The organism is Lachnoanaerobaculum sp. OBRC5-5 (assembly GCF_000296385.1).
Classification (GTDB): Bacteria; Bacillota; Clostridia; order Lachnospirales; family Lachnospiraceae; genus Lachnoanaerobaculum.
In genome coordinates this window covers 1361396-1379759 of sequence record NZ_JH815185.1, presented here as the reverse complement: position 1 = coordinate 1379759, position 18364 = coordinate 1361396, and the positions used below count along the sequence as shown (strand labels likewise).

Sequence of the window (18364 nt, the reverse complement as noted above, 5' to 3'; positions counted from 1 at the left end):
ATGTTAATGCCTAAGAGAGTAAAGCGTAGAAAACAGTTCAGAGGTTCTATGGCAGGTAAGGCCTTAAGAGGCAATAAGATTACTTATGGTGAGTATGGTTTAGTATCCCTTGATCCTTGTTGGATAAAGTCAAACCAGATAGAGGCTGCCAGAGTTGCTATGACTCGTTATATCAAGCGTGGTGGTAAAGTTTGGATAAAGATTTTCCCTGATAAGCCTGTTACAGCAAAACCTGCTGAGACTCGAATGGGTTCAGGTAAGGGATCTACAGAATATTGGGTAGCTGTTGTAAAGCCGGGTCGTGTATTATTTGAGATCGCAGGCGTACCTGAAGAGGTTGCCAGAGAGGCTCTTCGTCTTGCAATGCATAAGCTTCCTTGCAGATGTAAGATAGTTTCAAAGGCTGATTTGGAAGGCGGTGAAGCAAGTGAAAACTAAGAATTATGTAAACGAATTAAAGTCAAAAAGCTTAGAACAGTTAAATGAGGAATTGGTTTCCGCAAAGAAGGAACTTTTCAACCTTAGATTCCAAAATGCAACCAGCCAGTTGGATAACACTTCAAGAATTAAGGAAGTTCGTAGAAACATTGCCAGAATTCAGACAGTTATCACTGAGAATGCAAAATTGGCATAAAGATAAAGGAGATAAACCGTGGAGAGAAATCTTAGAAAAACCCGTATCGGCAAGGTTGTTAGCGATAAGATGGATAAGACAATCACTGTTGCAATCGAAGACCATGTAAAGCATCCACTTTATGGCAAGATTGTAAAGAAGACTGTTAAGTTCAAAGCACATGATGAAAAGAATGAATGTAACATTGGCGATACTGTAAAGATTATGGAGACAAGACCTCTTTCAAAAGATAAGAGATGGAGACTTGTACAGATAATTGAGAAGGCAAAATAATTTAGGTAGGAAGGAGTATCCGGCATGATTCAGCAGGAAACAAGATTGAAGGTAGCCGATAACACCGGAGCAAAGGAATTGCTTACAATTCGTGTTATGGGTGGTTCAACTAGAAGATATGCTCATATCGGCGATATAATCGTCGCTACCGTTAAAGATGCAACACCAGGCGGTGTTGTAAAGAAAGGTGATGTTGTTAAGGCTGTTGTAGTAAGATCAGTCAATAGCACACGCCGTAAAGACGGTTCATACATCAGATTCGATGAAAACGCAGCAGTTATAATCAAGGATGACAAGACTCCAAGAGGTACTCGTATCTTTGGACCGGTTGCAAGAGAACTTCGTGAGAAGCATTTCATGAAGATTGTATCTCTCGCACCTGAAGTATTATAAGGAGGTCTAGCGTGCATAAAATCAAAAGAGACGATATGGTTAAGATCATATCTGGAAAAGATAGAGGCAAGACAGGTAAAGTATTAAAGGTTGATACTAAGAAGAACAGAGTAGTAGTTGAAGGCTGTAATATGATTACAAAGCATACAAAACCAAGTATGGCTAACCAAAACGGTGGAATCGTAAATACAGAGGGAACTATTGATATATCAAATGTAATGTTAGTTGTTGACGGTAAGGCTACAAGAGTCGGTTTTGAAGTAAAAGACGGCAAGAAGGTTCGTGTAGCTAAGAAGACCGGCAAGGCTATCGACTAATTGGAAAGGAGGAAAACATGACAAGATTAAGGGAAACATATGAGAACGAAATCGTTGCAAAGATGATTGAGAAGTTTGGCTATAAGAATCCTATGCAGGTACCAAAGCTTGATAAGATCGTTATCAACATGGCTGTTGGTGAAGCAAAAGATAATGCAAAAGTATTAGATGCTGCAGTTAGAGATCTTGAAATTATCTCCGGACAAAAGGCGGTAGTTACAAAGGCAAAGAAATCAGTTGCTAACTTTAAACTTAGAGAGGGTATGCCTATAGGTTGTAAGGTAACTCTTCGTGGTTCAAAGATGTATGAGTTTGCTGACAGACTTATAAATCTTGCTCTTCCTAGAGTGCGTGACTTTAGAGGTGTAAATCCTAATGCATTTGATGGCAGAGGAAATTATGCTCTTGGAGTTAAGGAACAGCTTATCTTCCCTGAGATAGAGTATGATAAGATTGATAAAGTGCGTGGTATGGATGTTATATTCGTTACTACAGCAAACACAGATGAAGAAGCTAGAGAACTTTTGACATTATTCAATATGCCATTTTTCAAATAATTTAGGAGGAAGATTTCATGGCAAAGACTTCAATGAAGATTAAGCAGGCTAGACCGGCAAAATTCTCTACAAGAGAATACAGCAGATGTAAAATCTGCGGTCGTCCACATGCTTATCTTAAAAAGTATGGTATCTGTAGAATTTGCTTCCGTGAATTGGCTTATAAGGGTCAAATCCCGGGAGTTAAGAAAGCCAGCTGGTAGGCATTGAACACTTAACGAACGCAAGCAAAGCGAAGCGTGAGTTTAGTGTGAAAGCCCGTCCCGAGACATTGAACACTTAGTGAACACGCAGTGTGAACTTAGTGTGAAAGTCGTTCGCGACACTCAGCGAAAACGTAGTTTGAGCGCTAGTGGAGTCGAACCCACCTTGCACACATATGTATGCGAATGTCGAGTGGACGTATTTATCAAAAGGCTTAATCAAAGCAAAGAAAAGAAGTTATACAAGATACATTTAAAATAAACAGGAGGAAAAAATTCCATGACAATGAGCGATCCAATTGCAGATATGCTTACCAGAATCAGAAATGCAAATACTGCAAAACATGACTCAGTTGATATTCCTTCCTCAAAGATGAAAATAGCAATAGCTAACATACTTGTAGAAGAAGGTTATGTAGAGAAGTACGAACTTGTTGACAATGGTAACTTTAAGGATATCAGAATATTCTTAAAGTATACAGCTAACAAGAGCGAGAGAATAATAAGTGGATTGAAGAGAATTTCAAAGCCGGGCTTACGTATATATGCAAGCAGAGAAGAGCTTCCAAGAGTTCTTGGTGGTCTTGGAACAGCTATTATTTCAACAAATAACGGCGTTATCACAGACAAAGAAGCAAGAAAGCTTAACGTAGGTGGAGAAGTGCTTGCTTTCGTATGGTAATTCCAAACGAAAGAATATAATAATAATATAAATTAAGTTTCAACTCTAATAGCAGTAGTCATAAAGAAATATTTCTTTAATGGCTGCCTATTAGATGATATAAACCTGAAAACCTGAGCGAAAAGCTCACGACAAATTTAAGGAGGAAGACGGCATGTCACGAATTGGAAGAATGCCTATCGCAATTCCGGCAGGAGTAACTGTTACAATTGCAGAAAATAATCATGTGACTGTAAAAGGTCCTAAGGGTACACTTGAGAGAGCATTACCTGTAGAAATGACTATTAAGCAGGAAGGTGATGATATTGTAGTAACTAGACCAAATGACTTAAAGAAGAATAAGGCATTACACGGTCTCACAAGAACTCTTATACATAACATGGTAGTAGGTGTAACCGAAGGCTATGAGAAGGTACTTGAGGTAAACGGTGTTGGTTACAGAGCAGCAAAGCAAGGAAACAAGCTTGTACTTTCACTCGGATATTCACATCCTGTAGAGATGGAAGATCCTGAAGGTATCACATCTGTTCTTGACGGACAGAACATCATAAAGATTCAGGGTATTGACAAGGAAAAAGTTGGTCAGTACGCTGCTGAAATAAGAGGCAAGAGAAAGCCTGAGCCATATAAGGGCAAGGGTATCAAATACTCTACTGAAGTTATCAGACGTAAAGTCGGTAAGACCGGTAAGAAATAATAGGAGGGTAAGTAAATGGTTAGCAAAAAATCAAAAAGCGATCTTAGAACTAAGAAGCATTACAGATTACGTAATCGTCTCAGCGGAACAACTGAGAGACCACGTCTTGCTGTATTTAGAAGTAACAACCATATGTACGCTCAGATTATTGACGACACAGTGGGAAATACAGTAGTTAGTGCCTCAACACTTGAGAAGAGTGCAAGAGCGGAGCTTTCAAAGACAAATGATGTAGATGCTGCAGCATTCGTTGGAACTCTTATTGCAAAGAGAGCACTTGAGAAGGGTATAGACAAAGTTGTATTTGATAGAGGCGGATTTATCTATCAAGGTAAGGTTGCTGCATTGGCAGAAGCTGCCCGTGAAGCAGGATTACAATTCTAATAGGAGGAGAAACATACATGAAGAGACAAATCATCGATCCAAGCAAATTGGAGTTAAATGACAGAGTCGTAAATATCAAGCGTGTATCCAAAACCGTAAAGGGTGGACGTACAATGAAGTTTTCTGCTCTTGTTGTTGTAGGTGACGGTAATGGTCATGTCGGTATCGGTCTTGGTAAAGCAGGAGAGGTACCTGAGGCTATCCGTAAAGGTAAAGAAGCTGCAACTAAGTCATTAGTTGAAGTTAGAATAGATGAGAATTTCAGTGTACCACATGATTACACAGGAAAATTCGGAAGTGCAAGTGTTCTTTTAAAGAGAGCACCTGAAGGTACAGGTATCATCGCAGGTGGCCCTGCCCGTGCGGTATTGGAGCTTGCAGGATATAAGAATATCCGTTCAAAGTCTTTGGGTTCAAATAACAAGACAAATGTATGTCTTGCTACACTTGCAGGTTTAGCAGCACTTAAGACTCCTGAGGAGATTGCAAAACTCCGTGGAAAGTCAGTTGAAGAAATATTAGCATAATAGGAGGAAAATATGGCAAAGTTAAAAATTACATTGGTTAAATCCCCTATCGGTGCTATCCCAAAACAGAGAGCAACTGTAGAGGCGCTTGGTTTAAGAAAATTAAACAAGACAGTGGAAATGCCTGATAATGATGCTGTAAGAGGCATGATTTGGCATGTAAGACATCTTGTAAAAGTTGAAGAAGTCTAAAGAAGGAGGTGTAGTTATGGATTTATCTAATTTACAGCCTGCATTAGGCTCAAAGCATAGCGATAATTTCAGACGTGGCCGTGGACATGGTTCAGGTAACGGTAAGACTGCCGGTAAGGGTCACAAGGGTCAGAAAGCTCGTTCAGGTGCTACAAGACCGGGATTCGAAGGTGGACAGATGCCATTATACAGACGTATTCCAAAGAGAGGATTTACAAATCGTAACTCTAAGGATATCGTAGCTGTAAACATTTCTGTTCTTGATCGTCTTGAGGACGGTATAGAAGTTACTCCTGAGACATTAGTAGCTGCAGGAATAATCAAAAAAACTGGAGATGGAGTTAAACTCTTAGGAAACGGTTCATTGACAAAGAAGTTCAATATCAAGTATATTGCTGTTAGTGAAAGCGCAAAAGCTAAGATTGAAGCCGCAGGCGGAACTTGTGAGGTGATCTGATGCTCACAACACTCCGAAATGCATTTAAGGTAAAGGATGTACGAAAGAAGCTTCTGTACACATTTATAATGCTGGTAATTATTCGCTTCGGCAGTAATTTACCGATACCGGGTGTGAATACAACTTATTTTAAAGATTTTTTTGCAAAGCAGACCGGTGACGCATTTGGATTTTTCAATGCAATCACCGGAGGCTCATTTGAAAGTCTGAGTGTGCTTGCACTAAGCATTACTCCATATATTACAAGTTCTATCATAATCCAGCTTTTGACAATTGCAATTCCTGCACTTGAGGAATTACAACAGGATGGTGAAGACGGTAGAAAAAAGATAGTAGAGTACACAAGATACTTAACTGTCGCACTAGCCCTCTTACAGTCTTCAGCCATGGCAATAGGATTCGGTAGACAGGGACTTTTAATTCATTTTGGAATAAAGAGTGTAGTTGTAGCTGTAGTTACAATGACAGCAGGTAGTGCATTTTTGATGTGGATGGGAGAGAGAATTACGGAAAATGGCGTAGGAAACGGTATATCTGTTGTTCTTCTTCTGAATATTCTTGCTTCATTACCGTCAGATTTTAACAATCTGTATGTCAGATTCTTAAAGGGTCAGACAGTGGCAAGAATGGTGGTTGCCGCGGTTATTATAATAGCTTTTATAGTAGCAATGGTAGTGTTCACCATTATCTTACAGGACGCCGAGAGAAGGATTCCTGTACAGTATTCATCCAAAACGCAGGGTAGAAGAAGTGTAGGCGGAACATCATCCAATATTCCGCTCAAAGTAAATACTGCAGGTGTTATTCCTGTTATTTTTGCTTCTTCATTATTCTCTACACCTATAGTTATTGGCCAATTCTTGCAAATTAATAACGGCTCAATAATAGGTGAGATATTAACATATATGAATTCATCAATGTGGTTTAAGCCTGAAGCACCGAAGTATTCAATCGGACTTATAGTTTATATCATTTTGATTATCTTATTTGCTTATTTTTATACATCAATTACTTTTAACCCACTTGAGGTAGCTAACAATATGAAGAAATCAGGCGGATTTATACCGGGTATCAGACCGGGAAAACCTACCAGCGATTACTTCTCAAAGATTTTAAGCTACATTATCATTATAGGTGCAACAGGACTTATAATAGTTTGTATAATACCTATAATAATTTCAGGATTGTTCAATATCAGTAGACTTTCATTTACCGGAACATCCCTGATCATCATTGTTGGTGTAGTCCTTGAGACAATAAAAGCAATTGAATCACAAATGCTTGTAAGAAATTACAGAGGATTCTTATTAGACTAGTCATCTTACGAAAAACCACTGGGGATATTCTTCAGGGGTTTTTCGTGGTTACTAATGAAAATTGGGGAGATACGCCATGAAAATTATTATGTTAGGTGCACCCGGTGCCGGAAAAGGCACACAGGCAAAGAGAATTGCAAAAAAGTATAATATACCGCATATATCCACAGGCGATATATTCAGAGCAAATATAAAAGAAAAAACCGAGCTTGGAAATAAAGCAAAGGAGTATATGGATAAGGGAGAGTTGGTCCCTGATGATATTACTATCGGAATGCTTTTAGACAGAATACATAAAGATGATTGTAAAGACGGTTTTGTACTTGACGGTTTTCCAAGAACGATACCTCAGGCAAAGTCTTTAACAAAGGCGTTATCGGAGCTTGGTGAAAAAATCGATTATGCTGTAAATATAGATGTTCCGGATGAGTCGATTATCACAAGAATGGGCGGTAGAAGAGCATGTGTAAATTGCGGAGCTACATATCATATAGTATATTCGGCACCGAAAGCGGAAAATGTATGTGATACATGTGGTAACGAGCTTGTAATCAGGGATGACGACAAGCCGGAGACTGTAAAGAAAAGACTTGAGATTTATCATGATCAGACACAGCCTTTGATAGACTACTATGATAATGAGAAAATTTTGGCTTCAGTAGACGGAACAAAGGATATGGAAGAAGTATTCTTAGACATTATTGCAGTTTTGGAATAGATTGTGAGGATGAAAATGGCAGTAACAATAAAGTCTGACAGAGAAATACAATTGATGAGAGAGGCCGGAATAATACTGGCTAAAACTCATGAAGAATTGGAAAAGGCATTACATGCAGGTATGAGTACATATGAGGTGAATAAAATCGGAGATGAGATAATAAGATCATACGGTTGTGTTCCTTCATTTTTGAACTATCACGGTTATCCTGCTTCAATATGTGTGTCTGTAAATGAAGAAGTTGTACATGGTATTCCGTCAAAGAAAAGAATTTTAAAAGACGGAGACGTTGTGAGTCTAGACGCAGGTGTTATCTGGAAGGGATACCATTCAGATGCTGCCAGAACCCATATAATAGGCGAAGGAAGCGAAAAAGCAAAGGAACTTGTAAAGGTCACAAGAGAGTGCTTTTACGAGGGAATAAAATATGCGATTGCGGGAAATCACCTGAATGATATCTGTAAGGCAATAGGAGCATATGCAAAGGATAGAGGCTACGGTGTGGTAAGAGATCTTGTGGGACACGGTATAGGTACACATCTTCACGAAGATCCTGAAGTTCCGAACTTTGATATGAAAAGAGGCGGAATAAAACTACAGCCGGGAATGACTCTTGCTATAGAACCTATGATTACAGCGGGAAGAGATGAAGTGGTATGGCTTGATGATGACTGGACGGTTGTTACAGATGACAACTCGCTTGCGGCACATTATGAAAATACTATTTTGATAACAGACGGTGAGCCTGAGATCCTTTCTTTAAGGAAAATATGATAAATACAGGTGATATTGTAATATCGATAATGGGACATGACAGAGGAGAGCATTATCTGGTTATAGACTGTGACAAAGATTTCATCTATGTTGCGGACGGAAGATTAAAGACTCTTGACAAGCCTAAGAAAAAGAACATAAAGCATGTCAGCAGGCTTGGAAAAAGTGATGAATTTATTGATATTAAGAACAGTGGTGATAACTTTAACGATGTTAAGTTAAAATATCTCTTGAAAAAGTGGAGGAATAAATGTCTAAATCAGACGTTATAGAGATTGAAGGAACAGTTGTTGAGAAGTTACCTAATGCTATGTTTCAGGTAGAGCTTGAGAACGGGCATCAGGTATTGGCACATATCAGCGGTAAACTTAGAATGAATTATATAAGAATTTTACCGGGTGATAAAGTTACTATCGAATTATCTCCATATGATTTGACAAAAGGAAGAATCATTTGGCGTGATAAATAAAATAAGACCTTGCATATTATAGTAGTTAATGCTATAATACTATGGCGTCTTTATTAGTAGCGATGAAAGGAGAGTTACAATGAAGGTCAGATCTTCAGTGAAACCGATTTGCGAAAAATGCAAAATAATTAAGAGAAAAGGTTCCATCAGAGTAATTTGTGAGAACCCAAAGCACAAGCAGAGACAAGGTTGATCTGCATAGGAATAAGGAGGAAGTAGGTAAATGGCTCGTATAGCAGGCGTTGATTTACCAAGAGAAAAGCGTATTGAGATTGGTTTGACATATATCTATGGTATAGGTCTTACAAGTTCAAGACGTATCTTGAAAGAGGCTAATGTAAATCCTGATACAAGAGTAAAGGATCTTACAGACGATGAAGTAAAAGAGTTGGCACAGGTTATTTCCGATACTCAGATGGTAGAGGGTGATCTTAGAAGAGAGATCGCTATGAACATCAAGAGATTACAGGAAATAGGATGTTATCGTGGTATTCGTCATAGAAAGAATCTTCCGGTTCGCGGACAGAAGACTAAGACAAATGCAAGAACACGTAAGGGTCCAAGAAAGACAGTAGCAAACAAGAAGAAATAATAGATAATATAATCTGTTCATTTTTTCGAAAAGTAATTTTCGCTGTATGTTTTAAAAACAGGAGCGTAGTAAAGTTTAAAAAGGTAGGTTAGTTTAATGGCAAAGAATGCGTCCACCAAGAAGGTGACAAAGAAGCGCGTAAAGAAAAACGTTGAACGCGGACAGGCACATATTCAGTCATCATTTAACAATACAATTGTTACATTAACTGATACCCAGGGTAATGCGATATCATGGGCAAGTGCCGGTGGTCTAGGATTTAGAGGTTCAAAGAAATCTACTCCATATGCGGCATCTATGGCTGCAGAAACTGCTGCAAAAGCAGCTTTAGTACATGGACTTAAGTATGTAGATGTTATGGTAAAGGGACCCGGTTCAGGAAGAGAAGCAGCTATTCGTGCGTTGGCTGCATGTGGAATAGAAGTAACAAGTATTAAGGATGTAACTCCGGTACCACACAATGGATGTCGTCCACCAAAACGCAGAAGAGTCTAATAGGAGGTACTAAAAGTGGCAATTAATAGAGTTCCCGTTCTTAAAAGATGCAGATCACTTGGCCTTGAGCCGGGTTTTCTGGGAATAGATAAAAAGTCTAACAGAGATACAAAAAGAGCAGGCCGTAAGCTCAGTGAGTACGGTTTGCAGCTTAGAGAAAAGCAGAAAGCAAAGTTTATCTACGGTGTATTAGAGAAACCGTTCAGAAACTACTATGCTAAGGCTGAGAGAATGAAGGGTCAGGTTGGTGAGAACCTTATGATTCTCTTGGAGAGAAGACTTGACAATGTTGTTTTCCGTATGGGATTCGGCAGAACAAGAAAAGAGACAAGACAGATTGTTGATCATAAGCACGTTCTTGTAAACGGTAAGTGTGTAAATATTCCATCTTACCTTGTTAAGGCAGGAGATGTTATAGAGATCAAAGAGAAGGCAAAATCATCTGCAAGATATAAGGAAGTTGTAGAGTCAACAGCCGGAAGAATTGTACCGGCTTGGATTGATGCAGATCTTGAAAACTTAAAAGGTACTGTAAAGAGCCTCCCTACAAGAGAAGAAATTGATGTTCCTGTAGACGAACTTCTTATCGTTGAGTTGTACTCTAAGTAATAGGAATCTTAACAGCTGATACTTATTTTCGTATCAGCTGATTTGCTAATAATAGAAATATTTTAGCCTTGAAGTATTAACCAAGTCTCAAATATTTGAGACATAGATATAGTTTATCTAAAAGGAGGGACATTCGTGTTTGATTTTGAAAAACCCAATATAGAGATTGCAGAAATTTCCGAGGATAAGAAGTTCGGCAGATTCATATGTGAACCACTGGAGAGAGGTTATGGAACAACTTTAGGCAATTCCCTAAGAAGAATCATGCTCTCATCCCTCCCTGGATCGGCGGTCAGTCAGGTTAAGATTGACGGCGTGTTGCATGAATTTTCTTCCATACCGGGAGTAAAAGAAGATGTGACAGAGATCATAATGAATGTAAAGAGCCTTGCAATCAAGAATACATCTATCGATGATGAGCCGAAGGTTGCTTATATAGATTTTGACGGTGAAGGAGTTATCACTGCAGAAGATATTCAATGTGATCCAAGTATAGAAATCATTAACAAAGACCAGGTTATTGCAACAGTTTCAGAAGGCAAGTTCTATATGGAATTGACAATAACAAACGGTAGAGGTTATGTAAGTTCAGATAAAAATAAAGGAGAGGATACTCCTATAGGCGTGATAGCAATCGATTCTATCTACACCCCTGTAGAGAGAGTAAATCTTCTTGTAGAGAACACTCGTGTAGGTCAGATGACAGACTTTGATAAGTTAACACTTGATGTTACTACAAACGGTACATTGGCACCTGATGAGGCGGTAAGTTTAGCTGCCAAAGTTTTGAGTGAGCACCTTAATCTGTTTATAGATTTGTCTGATAACGCTAAAACTGTAGATGTAATGGTAGAAAAAGCAGAGGATGACAAGGAAAAAGTTCTGGAGATGAATATAGATGAACTTGAACTGTCAGTTAGATCTTACAACTGTTTAAAGAGAGCAGGAATCAATACAGTTGAAGAATTGTGTTCACGTACTTCAGATGATATGATGAAAGTCAGAAATTTGGGTAGAAAATCATTAGAGGAAGTCCTTCAAAAGCTTGAAGAGCTCGGACTTCACCTTCGTGAGAGCGAAGAATCATAAAAAAGAATAAACAGACATATATAGTAAGTCCAATGTTTGCGTATATATGTTTCCTATGGAGGAGAAAAAATGGCAAAGTATAGAAAACTTTCAAAGACATCAAGTCAGAGAAAAGCATTATTGAGAAACCAGGTTACAGCACTTTTACAGCATGGTAAGATTGTAACTACAGAAGCTAGAGCAAAAGAGATCAGAAAGATTGTTGAGCCGCTTATAGCATTAGCTGTTAAGGAGAAGGATAACTTCGACCTTGTAAAGGTAAATGCAAAGGTTGCAAGAAAAGATGCTGACGGCAAGAGAGTAAAAGAAGTTGTAGACGGTAAGAAAGTTACTGTTTATGATGAGGTAGAGAAGGAAATCAAGAAAGACAGACCTTCAAGACTGCATGCAAGAAGCAAAATCAATGCTGTAGTATATGTTCCAACAGAGTTACCTGCAAAGGCAGCCGGAAAGAAGAAGAATACAAAGTCTGTTGACATTGCAAAGAAGCTTTTCGATGAGTACGGTCCAAAGTATGCAGATCGTAAGGGTGGATACACAAGAATAGTTAAGATCGGTCTTCGTAAGGGAGATGCGGCTATGGAAGTTTTACTTGAGTTAGTATAATACCATCTTTGATATATAAAAGTAGCAGTCTATGACTGCTATTTTTTATGTAATAAACTTCCCTTTGATTGAGCTTACAGAATATTTATGATATAATTCGATAACTACGACAGGAGAGTCTTTTATGATTGAAAAAAAAACTTAGAGGATATATTCTGCCCAATATCCTTGCTACAACAGGTACATCATGTTATGTATTGGCGGATACTATTTTTATATCAATGGCGGAAGGGGCAAACGGCATAACAGGTTTAAATCTTGTTTTACCGATATTTGCAATAACATTTGCTATAGGAGCCATGATAGGAATAGGCTCCGCAACAAAGTACACATTGTTAAAGTCACTAGGTGATAAAAACAGTGCGGATAAATATTTTTCGAATTCATTTATTTGTACCTTACTACTTAGTTTACAATTTTTAATTCTGGGTATTTTTGTTCCGGATGTGGTGCTTAGAATTTTCGGTGCAGATGAGGTTATAGTGCATGTAACTCACACATATGCACGTATAATTCTTTGCTTCTCACCGTTTTTTATGTTGAACTTTACATTTACAGCCTTTGTGAGAAATGACAACTCACCGAGGATTGCTATGGCGGCAACACTTATAAGCGGAATTTTTAATATAATATTTGATTACATACTTATGTTCCCTGTAGGAATGGGTATGGCAGGTGCCGCACTTGCAACAGGAATATCACCAATAGTAAGTATGAGTATCTGTATGGTACATTTTCTGTCAAAAAAGAATAATGTGCGTTTTTGCTTCAATTTGCCTTCAGTAAAAAAATTGATTTTATCATGCAGTCTCGGTCTGGTGGCATTTGTAGGTGAAATTTCAAACGGAATAATAACGATAGTATTTAATTTTATTTTGCTCTCACTTGTCGGAAATATAGCGGTTGCCGCATATGGAGTTATAGCAAATTCCGCCTTGGTGGGAGTGGCGATGTTAAACGGTGTCTCACAAGGATTGCAACCTGTGGCAAGTGAAACTTACGGTAAAGGTGAGAAAAAAGACTTAAAGAAAATTTACTTATATTCACTTTTTACAGGTATGATTATAGCGGGAGTTTTGGTGGCAGTGGTTACGGCATTTGCTCCAAACATTATAGCCGCATTCAACAATGAAAATTCCGATGTACTGGCAAATTATGCTATTCCGGGTATCAGAATTTATTTTATTGGATTTATACCTGCCGCATTTAATATTATTACTGCAGGATTTTACAGTGCTACAGGAAGAGGAAAAGAGTCCTCTCTTATAGCAATATCAAGAGGTATAGTGGCAATAATTGTATTTGCACTTATATTACCTCGAATTTTCGGAATAACGGGAGTATGGAGCTCATTTTTTGTGGCGGAAATGTTTACTGCAATATTATGTTTAATACTGATGAGAAAAAGTTTTTAAAAAATAAAAAAATTGTAACAGCATGCAATAAAATGATATTCTCATGCATTAATATATTGAAAGGATGATTATTAGATGCTTAATTTTGTGGCGGTCTTGGAGGAGGGATCAAAAGCTTCGTCGACGGTGGATGATAAACTTATAAAAGATATCGCAAAGGGAAGTATGGAGGCTTTACATACTTTATATGAAAAAACTCATAAAAGTGTATATGCCTTTGCCCTTTCAATAACAAAAAATACTCATGATGCAGAGGATATTTTGCAGGATACTTTTTTGAAAATCTATCAAAAGGCAGCAGATTACACCTCATATGATAAACCTATGGCATGGATCTTTACGATAGCAAGAAATTTTGCACTTATGAAGATTCGTGACGGAAAAAAAGAGGGTAGTTTAGAAGATGATAACGATTTGCCGGAACAGGATTTTTCCTTTGTGGAAGATCTCAGTGAGCGTATTATTCTTAAAACAACTATAAATAAGTTGGACGAAAATGAAAGAACGATACTTTTACTACATGCGGTGGCAGGCCTTAAGAATCGTGAAATAGCGGAATTACTTGATATGTCCATAAATACCGTACTTTCAAAGTACAACAGGACTGTCAGGAAGATGCAGAAATACTTGGAAGAGGAGGGCTTTTGATGAAAAGAGAAGAAATTGAGAAGAAGCTCGACACTGCTGTATCGGGAATGATTCCCGAGGATATGTTTAAAAGAATTTCTGAAAATATCGTTTCTGTCGACGCAGAAAGGATTGAAAAAGGAATGAAGAAGAAATTTAATATATTCGGTAAGGGATTTGTAGGAGTGGCGGCTGCCGCTTGTGTGCTGTTTGCAGTAGGAGTTGTAGGAGTACCATATTACGGAAATAATTATGTTCCGGATTCACATGTGGATATTGACGTAAATCCGGGAGTTGAGATTGTAACAAACAAAAAGAACAAGGTGTTGGAAGTTCAGTCTACAAATCAGGACGGAGCCGCTGTAATTGACGGTATGAATCTTAAGAATACGGAGCTTAAGGTTGCAGTTAATGCACTTATAGGTTCAATGGTTCAAAAGGGTTATATCCAAAATGAGAATACAGGTATTTTGGTTACCGTAAGAAATGATAATGAAGATAAGGCAAACAAAGTTAAAGCCGAGGTGTTAAACGATATAAATATCGCGCTTTCAACAAATTCGGTACAGGCAACAGTTATAAATCAGACTGTAAAGAGTACTGTAGATGCTAAAAAGTTTGCCGCAGAAAATAATATATCTATAGGAAAGGCGGTATTTGTACTGAATCTTGCCGCTAAAGACAGTTCGCTGGATGCAAAAGAGCTTGCAAAGATGAAAGTAAGTGAGATTGCAAGTCTGGTTGTACAAAAGGGTATAGATATCAGAGATATAGTTGATTATGATTCTGATGACAGTATCTGGGAAAATATTGCAGATGCTATTGAAGATATAGATGAGGATGCAAGAGAAAAAGGAATCGCTACAAGTGCTGCTGTAGAGAACAATACTGCAGCCGCCACAACAGCACAGCCGGCAGCGACACAGCCTGCACCTGCGCAGCCGGCAGAAACACAGCCTGCACCTGCAGCAACAACAGCGGCACAGACAGAAGTACCTACACAGCCGGCGGCACCTACTCAGGCCGCCACACAACCACAGACGGCAGCACCTACACAGGCTGCAGCTTCAGGTATTTCGGCAGACAGAGCTAAGCAGATAGCACTTTCTCATGCGGGCATAAGCGGTGCAAGCTTTACCAAGGTGGAGCTTGATACGGATGACGGCGTAAGAGTTTATGAGATTGAGTTTAAGGTCGGAAATGTAGAATATGACTATGATATCGATGCTACAAGCGGTGCGATATTATCAAGCAGCTCAGAGATTGATGATTAAGTATATATTAAAAAGTTATAGTAAAATATAGTTATAAAAGTAACGATAGGATATATATTGACAAACAACTAAAAAGGATTTACATTGTATACAGATGCTCCTAACAGGGAAGACAGGATCTTTATACCGGATCTGACTTGGAAGGTGGTTTGTGAATGTATAAGATTGTGCGAAGGCACATTTATTTGAGTACCCAAAGCCACCGAGGCTTTGGGTTTTTTTGATACAAAAATCTATTATTTATAAAGGGGAAATATGGATAACAGAGTAGCATTGATGGCAATAATTGTGGAGGACAGGGATTCTGTAAAAGAACTCAATGATTTATTGCACGAGTACGGAGATCATATTATCGGAAGAATGGGAATACCATATCACAAAAGAGGTATAAGTGTGTTGTCGGTTGCTCTCGACGCACCTAATAATCTGATTTCAAGTTTGTCAGGTAAAATCGGAAAATTACCAGGGGTAAGTATTAAAACCGCTTATTCAAATGTGGGTGACGCCAATGGCTAAAGATATATCACTTTATAAGACGGACTTTAAAAATACCGAATATGACAGATATTTGGAAATCGATAAAAGTATTGCTCTGATAGAAAGATTAGAAAAAGAAAGAAGCCTTGACCTTGAAGAATACAAATATCTTGTAGAAAATTTGAATGAAGAGGTATTTGACTATATCAGTAAAAAGGCAAGAATTATAGGCGATGAAAACTACGGTAAAGATGTTTATCTCAGAGGCCTCATAGAGATAAGCAATATTTGCAAAAACGACTGTTATTATTGTGGAATAAGACATTCAAACAGAAACTGTGACCGCTACAGGCTCACAGAAGAAGAAATACTTGAATGTGCGGATGAAGGATATAGGCTCGGTTATAGAACCTTTGTAATGCAGGGAGGTGAAGACGGAAAATTTGAACCGGATTATATATGTAGTATTGTAAAGAAAATCAAGGAAAAGTATAAGGACGTTGCCGTTACGCTTTCTTTGGGAGAATATGAGAAAGAAGACTATCAGAAAATGTTTGACGCAGGTGCGGACAGATATCTTTTAAGACATGAGACTGCGGACAAAGAACATTATGAGAAACTTCACCCTAAGCAGATGTCGTTTGAACACAGAATGAACTGTCTGAAAGCTTTAAAAGATATCGGATTTCAGGTAGGATGCGGATTTATGGTGGGTTCACCGTATCAAAGTTCTTACACATTGGCAAAGGATTTAAAGTTTATAGAAGAGTTCGGACCGCAGATGTGCGGTATAGGACCTTTTATACCGCATCATGATACTGCATTTAAGGACGAAAAAAGCGGCAGTATTCAAATGACTTTATTTTTGATAGCCATACTTAGAATAATGAGACCGAATATGCTAATACCTGCAACCACTTCTTTAAGTACATTGGACAATCTGGGAAGAGAGAAGGGAATACTGGCAGGTGCAAATGTGGTGATGCCGAATCTTTCACCGTTAAAAACAAGAAAAAAATATGAACTATATGACGGAAAGGTATGTACAGGAGATGAAGCCGCTCACTGCATCGGATGTATTACCAACAGAATCAACAATATAGGTTACGGAGTTGCAAAAGTAAGAGGAGATTATAAATGTTTAAATACGATGTAAAATCAAGAAATGCCGAAGAATTTATAAACCATGAAGAAATATTGGAGACAATTAAGTTTGCCGAGGAAAATAAAAATAATATTCCTTTGATAGAAGAATATCTTGAAAAAGCAAGACCGAAAAAAACGGAGAAAGGTATTATAGCCAAAGGGCTTACTCACAGAGAGGCATCAGTACTTCTTGCCTGTGAGGACAAGGAAATCATAGAAAAGATTTATGCTCTTGCAGGAGAGATAAAGCAGACTTTCTACGGAAACAGAATAGTAATGTTTGCACCCCTCTATCTTTCAAACTACTGTGTAAACGGATGTGTATACTGTCCATATCATGCAAAGAACAAGAATATAGCCAGAAAAAAACTTACTCAGGAAGAAATAAAAAATGAGGTAATTGCACTTCAGGATATGGGACATAAGAGACTTGCCATAGAATCGGGAGAAGATCCTATAAACAGCCCTATTGAGTATATACTTGAATCTATAAAGACTATCTACAGTATAAAGCATAAAAACGGTGCTATAAGAAGAGCAAATGTAAATATTGCGGCCACTACGGTGGAAAATTATAAAAAGCTTCATGAAGCCGGAATCGGAACATATATACTTTTCCAGGAGACCTATAATAAAGAGTCCTATGAGAGCCTTCATCCTACAGGACCTAAGCATAACTATATCTATCATACCGAGGCTATGGACAGAGCTATGGAGGGCGGAATTGATGACGTAGGACTTGGAGTACTTTTCGGACTGGAGTCATATAAATATGAGTTTGCAGGACTTTTGATGCATGGGGAACATTTGGAAGCTACATTCGGAGTAGGACCTCATACTATAAGCGTACCGAGAATTAAAAGAGCCGATGATATAGATCCGGATACTTTTGATAACGGACTTGATGATGATATATTTGAAAAAATTATTGCATGTATAAGAATAGCGGTTCCTTATACCGGAATGATTATCTCCACAAGAGAGAGTCAGGAAGTAAGAGAAAGAGCTTTGAAGGTGGGAATATCACAGATAAGCGGTGCTTCAAGAACTTCAGTCGGCGGATATACTGAGGAAATCAGACCTACAGATTCGGAGCAGTTTGATGTATCAGATCAAAGAACTTTGGATGAGGTGGTGGACTGGCTTATGGGAATGGGACATATACCTTCATTTTGTACCGCCTGCTACAGAGAAGGCAGAACAGGTGACAGATTTATGAGCCTTTGCAAGAGCGGACAGATCATAAACTGCTGTCATCCGAATGCTCTTATGACACTCAGTGAATATATGACCGATTATGCATCCGATCAGACAAAAGAGCATGGAATGAAGATGATAAAATCGGAGATTGAAAAGGTAAGCAATCCGAAGGTGAAGGAAAGAGCGATTCAGTATATAAATGAAATTGAAACTACAAATGCAAGGGACTTCAGGTTCTGAT

The 18364-nt window shown here is 38.3% G+C and carries 30 protein-coding genes; all 30 read left to right on the top strand.

Translation table 11 applies throughout. From position 1 onward, the window contains the following. The 30 genes from rplP to hydG all read left to right on the top strand — a co-directional run bounded on the left by rplP (window position 1) and on the right by hydG (window position 18363). On the top strand, window positions 1–438 hold the full coding sequence (gene rplP / locus HMPREF1135_RS06495; protein WP_007593351.1) for a 50S ribosomal protein L16: 438 nt from the start codon (window positions 1–3) through the stop codon (window positions 436–438). Continuing rightward, complete coding sequence (rpmC, locus tag HMPREF1135_RS06490) at window positions 428–634, top strand: 50S ribosomal protein L29 (protein ID WP_007593349.1); 207 nt, start codon at window positions 428–430, stop codon at window positions 632–634. The genes rplP and rpmC overlap by 11 nt, the downstream gene beginning before the upstream one ends. A gap of 18 nt (window positions 635–652) precedes the next feature. Continuing rightward, window positions 653–907, top strand: coding sequence for a 30S ribosomal protein S17 (gene rpsQ, locus HMPREF1135_RS06485; RefSeq protein WP_007593341.1), 255 nt, complete (start codon window positions 653–655; stop codon window positions 905–907). A 24-nt stretch (window positions 908–931) separates the two neighbouring features. Beyond that, entirely contained in the window at window positions 932–1300 is a 369-nt protein-coding gene (gene rplN, locus HMPREF1135_RS06480; RefSeq protein WP_007593340.1) for a 50S ribosomal protein L14, read from the top strand. Window positions 1301–1311: 11 nt separating this feature from the next. After that, entirely contained in the window at window positions 1312–1617 is a 306-nt protein-coding gene (gene rplX / locus HMPREF1135_RS06475) for a 50S ribosomal protein L24 (RefSeq protein ID WP_007593339.1), read from the top strand. 17 nt (window positions 1618–1634) lie between these two features. Then, window positions 1635–2174: a 50S ribosomal protein L5 gene (gene rplE / locus HMPREF1135_RS06470; RefSeq protein ID WP_007593338.1), complete on the top strand. Its 540-nt coding sequence runs from the start codon at window positions 1635–1637 to the stop codon at window positions 2172–2174. Between the two features lie 17 nt (window positions 2175–2191). Then, window positions 2192–2377: a type Z 30S ribosomal protein S14 gene (locus HMPREF1135_RS06465; protein ID WP_007593336.1), complete on the top strand. Its 186-nt coding sequence runs from the start codon at window positions 2192–2194 to the stop codon at window positions 2375–2377. Between the two features lie 280 nt (window positions 2378–2657). Then, the gene (gene rpsH, locus HMPREF1135_RS06460; protein ID WP_007593334.1) at window positions 2658–3059 is read left to right on the top strand and encodes a 30S ribosomal protein S8; all 402 of its coding nucleotides are present in this window, start codon (window positions 2658–2660) and stop codon (window positions 3057–3059) included. Between the two features lie 154 nt (window positions 3060–3213). Further along, window positions 3214–3756, top strand: coding sequence for a 50S ribosomal protein L6 (gene rplF / locus HMPREF1135_RS06455; RefSeq protein ID WP_007593332.1), 543 nt, complete (start codon window positions 3214–3216; stop codon window positions 3754–3756). Between the two features lie 15 nt (window positions 3757–3771). After that, window positions 3772–4140, top strand: a complete 369-nt coding sequence (rplR, locus tag HMPREF1135_RS06450) for a 50S ribosomal protein L18 (RefSeq protein WP_007593329.1) — start codon at window positions 3772–3774, stop codon at window positions 4138–4140. Between the two features lie 17 nt (window positions 4141–4157). Beyond that, complete coding sequence (gene rpsE, locus HMPREF1135_RS06445; RefSeq protein WP_007593327.1) at window positions 4158–4667, top strand: 30S ribosomal protein S5; 510 nt, start codon at window positions 4158–4160, stop codon at window positions 4665–4667. Between the two features lie 12 nt (window positions 4668–4679). Further along, the gene (gene rpmD, locus HMPREF1135_RS06440; RefSeq protein ID WP_007593325.1) at window positions 4680–4859 is read left to right on the top strand and encodes a 50S ribosomal protein L30; all 180 of its coding nucleotides are present in this window, start codon (window positions 4680–4682) and stop codon (window positions 4857–4859) included. Window positions 4860–4875: 16 nt separating this feature from the next. Next, a complete protein-coding gene (gene rplO / locus HMPREF1135_RS06435; protein WP_007593323.1) occupies window positions 4876–5316 on the top strand; it encodes a 50S ribosomal protein L15 in 441 nt (146 codons plus the stop codon). After that, the gene (gene secY / locus HMPREF1135_RS06430; RefSeq protein WP_007593321.1) at window positions 5316–6632 is read left to right on the top strand and encodes a preprotein translocase subunit SecY; all 1317 of its coding nucleotides are present in this window, start codon (window positions 5316–5318) and stop codon (window positions 6630–6632) included. The genes rplO and secY overlap by 1 nt, the downstream gene beginning before the upstream one ends. Before the next feature lie 76 nt (window positions 6633–6708). Continuing rightward, a complete protein-coding gene (locus HMPREF1135_RS06425) occupies window positions 6709–7350 on the top strand; it encodes an adenylate kinase (RefSeq protein ID WP_007593320.1) in 642 nt (213 codons plus the stop codon). Window positions 7351–7365: 15 nt separating this feature from the next. Further along, a complete protein-coding gene (gene map, locus HMPREF1135_RS06420; RefSeq protein ID WP_007593319.1) occupies window positions 7366–8124 on the top strand; it encodes a type I methionyl aminopeptidase in 759 nt (252 codons plus the stop codon). After that, entirely contained in the window at window positions 8121–8396 is a 276-nt protein-coding gene (locus HMPREF1135_RS06415; RefSeq protein ID WP_007593318.1) for a KOW domain-containing RNA-binding protein, read from the top strand. Before map ends, HMPREF1135_RS06415 begins: the two co-directional genes overlap by 4 nt. Next, window positions 8375–8593, top strand: a complete 219-nt coding sequence (gene infA / locus HMPREF1135_RS06410) for a translation initiation factor IF-1 (RefSeq protein WP_007593317.1) — start codon at window positions 8375–8377, stop codon at window positions 8591–8593. The genes HMPREF1135_RS06415 and infA overlap by 22 nt, the downstream gene beginning before the upstream one ends. Window positions 8594–8672: 79 nt before the next feature. Next, the gene (rpmJ, locus tag HMPREF1135_RS06405) at window positions 8673–8786 is read left to right on the top strand and encodes a 50S ribosomal protein L36 (protein WP_003497809.1); all 114 of its coding nucleotides are present in this window, start codon (window positions 8673–8675) and stop codon (window positions 8784–8786) included. 30 nt (window positions 8787–8816) lie between these two features. Then, complete coding sequence (gene rpsM / locus HMPREF1135_RS06400) at window positions 8817–9185, top strand: 30S ribosomal protein S13 (RefSeq protein WP_007593315.1); 369 nt, start codon at window positions 8817–8819, stop codon at window positions 9183–9185. 96 nt (window positions 9186–9281) lie between these two features. Then, entirely contained in the window at window positions 9282–9680 is a 399-nt protein-coding gene (rpsK, locus tag HMPREF1135_RS06395; protein WP_007593313.1) for a 30S ribosomal protein S11, read from the top strand. Between the two features lie 15 nt (window positions 9681–9695). Then, entirely contained in the window at window positions 9696–10289 is a 594-nt protein-coding gene (gene rpsD / locus HMPREF1135_RS06390; RefSeq protein ID WP_007593312.1) for a 30S ribosomal protein S4, read from the top strand. A 135-nt stretch (window positions 10290–10424) separates the two neighbouring features. Beyond that, complete coding sequence (locus tag HMPREF1135_RS06385; protein WP_007593307.1) at window positions 10425–11378, top strand: DNA-directed RNA polymerase subunit alpha; 954 nt, start codon at window positions 10425–10427, stop codon at window positions 11376–11378. 69 nt (window positions 11379–11447) lie between these two features. Beyond that, on the top strand, window positions 11448–11984 hold the full coding sequence (locus HMPREF1135_RS06380) for a bL17 family ribosomal protein (protein WP_007593305.1): 537 nt from the start codon (window positions 11448–11450) through the stop codon (window positions 11982–11984). 128 nt (window positions 11985–12112) lie between these two features. After that, on the top strand, window positions 12113–13399 hold the full coding sequence (locus tag HMPREF1135_RS06375; protein WP_007593303.1) for an MATE family efflux transporter: 1287 nt from the start codon (window positions 12113–12115) through the stop codon (window positions 13397–13399). A 75-nt stretch (window positions 13400–13474) separates the two neighbouring features. Further along, window positions 13475–14047 carry an RNA polymerase sigma factor gene (locus tag HMPREF1135_RS06370; RefSeq protein ID WP_007593301.1) on the top strand — a complete coding sequence of 191 codons (573 nt, stop codon included), beginning with the start codon at window positions 13475–13477 and terminating at the stop codon, window positions 14045–14047. After that, complete coding sequence (locus HMPREF1135_RS06365; RefSeq protein WP_007593298.1) at window positions 14047–15300, top strand: PepSY domain-containing protein; 1254 nt, start codon at window positions 14047–14049, stop codon at window positions 15298–15300. The genes HMPREF1135_RS06370 and HMPREF1135_RS06365 overlap by 1 nt, the downstream gene beginning before the upstream one ends. Window positions 15301–15555: 255 nt before the next feature. Then, a complete protein-coding gene (locus HMPREF1135_RS06360) occupies window positions 15556–15816 on the top strand; it encodes a TM1266 family iron-only hydrogenase system putative regulator (RefSeq protein WP_007593290.1) in 261 nt (86 codons plus the stop codon). Beyond that, window positions 15809–16933, top strand: coding sequence for a [FeFe] hydrogenase H-cluster radical SAM maturase HydE (hydE, locus tag HMPREF1135_RS06355; RefSeq protein WP_084761721.1), 1125 nt, complete (start codon window positions 15809–15811; stop codon window positions 16931–16933). The genes HMPREF1135_RS06360 and hydE overlap by 8 nt, the downstream gene beginning before the upstream one ends. Beyond that, complete coding sequence (gene hydG / locus HMPREF1135_RS06350) at window positions 16915–18363, top strand: [FeFe] hydrogenase H-cluster radical SAM maturase HydG (RefSeq protein ID WP_007593287.1); 1449 nt, start codon at window positions 16915–16917, stop codon at window positions 18361–18363. The genes hydE and hydG overlap by 19 nt, the downstream gene beginning before the upstream one ends. The last annotated feature ends 1 nt before the right edge of the window (window position 18364 follow it).